5 protein-coding genes are annotated in these 3,401 nt (G+C 73.2%); all 5 read right to left on the minus strand.

Translation table 11 applies throughout. The features are described from left to right. Positions 1-397: sirohydrochlorin chelatase (locus ACFQ3T_RS35380; RefSeq protein WP_380730301.1), on the minus strand; the 397-nt coding region annotated here is incomplete at its 3' end. Continuing rightward, positions 398-1,279: an ABC transporter permease gene (locus tag ACFQ3T_RS35385; RefSeq protein ID WP_380730303.1), complete on the minus strand. Its 882-nt coding sequence runs from the start codon at positions 1,277-1,279 to the stop codon at positions 398-400. Beyond that, complete coding sequence (locus ACFQ3T_RS35390; protein WP_380730305.1) at positions 1,266-2,027, minus strand: ABC transporter ATP-binding protein; 762 nt, start codon at positions 2,025-2,027, stop codon at positions 1,266-1,268. The genes ACFQ3T_RS35385 and ACFQ3T_RS35390 overlap by 14 nt, the downstream gene beginning before the upstream one ends. Next, positions 2,024-3,040, minus strand: a complete 1,017-nt coding sequence (locus tag ACFQ3T_RS35395; RefSeq protein WP_380730307.1) for an ABC transporter substrate-binding protein — start codon at positions 3,038-3,040, stop codon at positions 2,024-2,026. The genes ACFQ3T_RS35390 and ACFQ3T_RS35395 overlap by 4 nt, the downstream gene beginning before the upstream one ends. 5 nt (positions 3,041-3,045) lie before the next feature. Continuing rightward, on the minus strand, positions 3,046-3,401 hold a 356-nt coding region (locus ACFQ3T_RS35400), incomplete at its 5' end, for an elongation factor 1-alpha C-terminal domain-related protein (protein ID WP_452603495.1).

The following is a 3,401-nucleotide window of genomic DNA, read 5'->3' on the forward strand; positions in this document are numbered from 1 at the left end:
CGTTGGCCGCCGCGTGCGACGAACCCGCGCCCGCGAGCACCGCGCCCAGCCGGCCGTCACCAGGCCGCGCACCGGCCTGGGCGAGCCGGGCGAGCGCCGCGTCGGCGACCCGCGGGTCCGTCCCGATCACGTCGGTGACCCGAACCGACAGCCCCGGCGACCGCGCGGTCGCCGAGTCGACCATCTCCGGGATGTCGACCAGGGCGTGGTAGGCGCTGCCCAGCAGCAGCGGCACGACCACCGCCTCGCCCTGACCCACGTCCGCGAGGACGTCGGCGAGCAGCGGCTCGGACAGGTCGAGGAAGGCGGGCCGGGCGCCGGGCAGGGCGGCGACCAGCTGCCGGACAGCCGCCGCGGAGCGCGGGTCACGGCTGCCGTGCGCGACGGCGATGAGCACCTACAGCCCTCCGCTGAGGCCGCGTGCCCGCAGCACCGACCGCTCCAGCGGGCGGAACAGCGCGAGCTCGATGCCGACACCCACGAAGAAGATCAGCACGATCGCGGCCATGACCAGCGACATGTCCGACAGCGACATGCCGTTGTGCAGCACCTGGCCGAGGCCGACGCCGAGCTGCGGCGAGGTGGCGATCAGCTCGGCGGCCATCAGCGACCGCCACGAGAACGCCCACCCCTGCTTCAACCCGGCCAGGAAACCGGGCAGCGCGGCGGGCAGCAGCACGTGCCGGACCGCGGCCAGCCGGGTCGCGCCGAGCACCACCCCGACCCGGTGGAAGATGGGCGGGATCTGGTCCACGCCCGACACCAGGCCGTTCGCGATGGACGGGACCGCTCCCAGCAGCACCACGAAGTAGATCGCGTAGTCGGTCAGGCCGAACCACAGCACGCCCGCGGGCACCCACGCCACCGACGGCAGGCTCTGCAAGCCCGAGATCAACGGGCCGATGGCCCGCCGCACCGGCGAGACGTTGGCGATCAGCAGGCCGAGCGGCACCGCGACCACCACCGACACCCCGAACCCGATCACCGCGCGGTGCACGGACACCCACAGGAAGCCGACGATGTCACCGCTGCGGACCTGCTGCGCGATCTGGTCCAGCACGGTGACCGGCGCGGGCAGCTGGAACTCCGGCCAGATCGCCGACGCCCACAGCGCCTGCCACAGGCACCCGATGACGACCAGCGCGATCACCGGCGGCAGCACGCGGCCCACGAACCGGGCCCGCCCGTTCGACGGCGCGGCGACCGGCGACGTCAGCGCGTCCAGCCCCGCCTCGACCGCCTCGTCGTCCTCCCGCTCGACGGCGCTACGCGACGACATGGCTGCTGATCACCTCGCGGAGCCTGGTGTTGATCTCGTCGACGATGCCGTCCTCGCCGGCCACGGACCACTCCTGCATGACCCGGCCCGGACGTGACGACAGCAGCACCACGCGCTGGCCCAGGCGCACGGCCTCGCGCACGTCGTGCGTGACGAACACGACCGCCGTGCCGGTCTCCCGCCACACCCGCAGCAACTCCGCCTGCAGCACGTCACGCGTGATGGCGTCGAGCGCGGAGAACGGCTCGTCCATGAGCAGCAGGGCGTTGTCGTCACCGGTGCACGCCAGGGCGCGGGCCAGCGCGACCCGCTGCCGCATGCCGCCGGACAGCTCGTGCGGCCGCTTGCCGCCGGTCCCGGCCAGCCGGACCAGGCCGAGCAGCTGCTCGGTGCGGTCCCGGCGGGCCCGCCGGTCCAACCCGGCCAGCCGCAGCGGCAGCTCGACGTTCTGCGCCGCGGTCAGCCACGGCAGCAACGCCGCCTCCTGGAACATCACCGCGGGCCGACCCGTGGTCAGCTCGACCTGGCCCGACGTGGGCGCCTCCAGGTCGCCGATCAGGTTGAGCAGGGTGCTCTTGCCGCAGCCGGAGGCGCCGAGCAGGCAGACGAACTCGCCCGGTCGCACGGTGAGGTCGACGCGGTCGACGGCGGTGACGGCGGACTCGCCGTGGCCGAACGTCTTGCTGACCGACGTCAGCCGGACCGCGTAGTCCGTCGCGGTGGACAGGGGTTCGAGGGTGCTGGTCATGGAATCCTCTGTGGGCTGGTGGGCAGGCCGAGTTCGGACAGCACCGCGGTCAACGGGCCCGGCTCGACGAACCCGGCGAGGTCGATCGGTGCCTTGAGCACACCCGCGGCGAGGGCGTCACGAGCCAACTGGTCGAACGCCGCCGCGTTGGGATCGGTGGTGAGTCGGATGTTGGCGAAGGCGCGGTCGATCGTGGCCTCCGGCAGGGCTCGGCTCGTCGCCTTCCGCAGGTGGGCGTTCATGTCCTGCTTGGCCCGCGCCGGGTCCTGGGTGACGGACTGCTCGGCCCGAACCAGCCCCCGCAGCACGGCCCGCACGGTCTCCGGGTGCGCCTGCAGGAACGGCGTCCGCACGACGACCACCGTGGACGGGAACTCGCCGTCCGGCCAGAGGGTCCGCTCGTCCACGAGGACGTGCGCGCCCGCTTCCAGCACCAGCCGGGACGACCACGGCTCGGGCAGCCAGGCGCCGTCCAACTGGCCCTGGAGGAACCCGTCGAGCGCCCGCGCGCTCTCCACGTTGGTCACGTTCACCGCGTCGGTGAGCTGCGAGGCGGCGAGCCACTTCTTCAGCGCGATGTCCTGGGTGTTGCCCAGGGCGGGGCTGGCGATCGTGCGGCCGATGAGCTGCTGCGGCCGGTCGATCCCCGCCCTGACCACCAGCTGCGCGCCGCGCGACGTGGCGCCGGAGACCAGCCGGACCGCCTCGCCGTCGGACTTGGCGTAGGCGTTGATGGCCGGGCCCGGACCGAGGAACGCCACGTCCAGCGACCCGCCGAGCAGCGCGTTCACCGCCGCGCCGCCGTCGTTGAAGGTGACCGGCACGAACCGGGTCGCGCCGAGCTCGGCGGTGAACAGCCCGCGCTCCACACCCAGCAGCGCCGACGCGTGGGTGATGTTGGGGAAGTAGCCGAGACGGACCTCGGCGGCCGGGCCCTGTTCGGCCGCCGAGGTCCGTTCCCCTCGGTCGGCCCGAGTGCAGCCGACCAGGACCAGGAGGAGCGCGAGGAGCACTCGGATCACGGCACGCCCGCCAGCGCGACGTCCCGGGTGATCGTGGTGAGGGGGTCGCCGATCAGGCCGGCGGCGAGCGTGCTGCCGTCGGCGACGTCGATGACGAGGAAGCTGCCCATGCGGCGGCTGTTCGTGTAGTCGTCCAGCGGGACGGCGGCGGTGGCGCGGACCGTCACCTGGCCGATCTCGTTGAGCGTCAACGTGCCGGGGTCCTCGACCGTGGTCAGGTTCTGCTCGTCGAAGCGGGTGCGGAGTTCGGTGACGATGGCCTGGACGGTGCGGGTGCCGTGCTTGACCAGGACGCGGGCGCCGGGGGTGAGGGGTTTGTCGGAGAGCCAGCAGACGGTGGCGTCGAATTCGT

Source organism: Saccharothrix hoggarensis (genome assembly GCF_042678885.1).
Taxonomy (GTDB): Bacteria; Actinomycetota; Actinomycetes; order Mycobacteriales; family Pseudonocardiaceae; genus Actinosynnema; species Actinosynnema hoggarensis.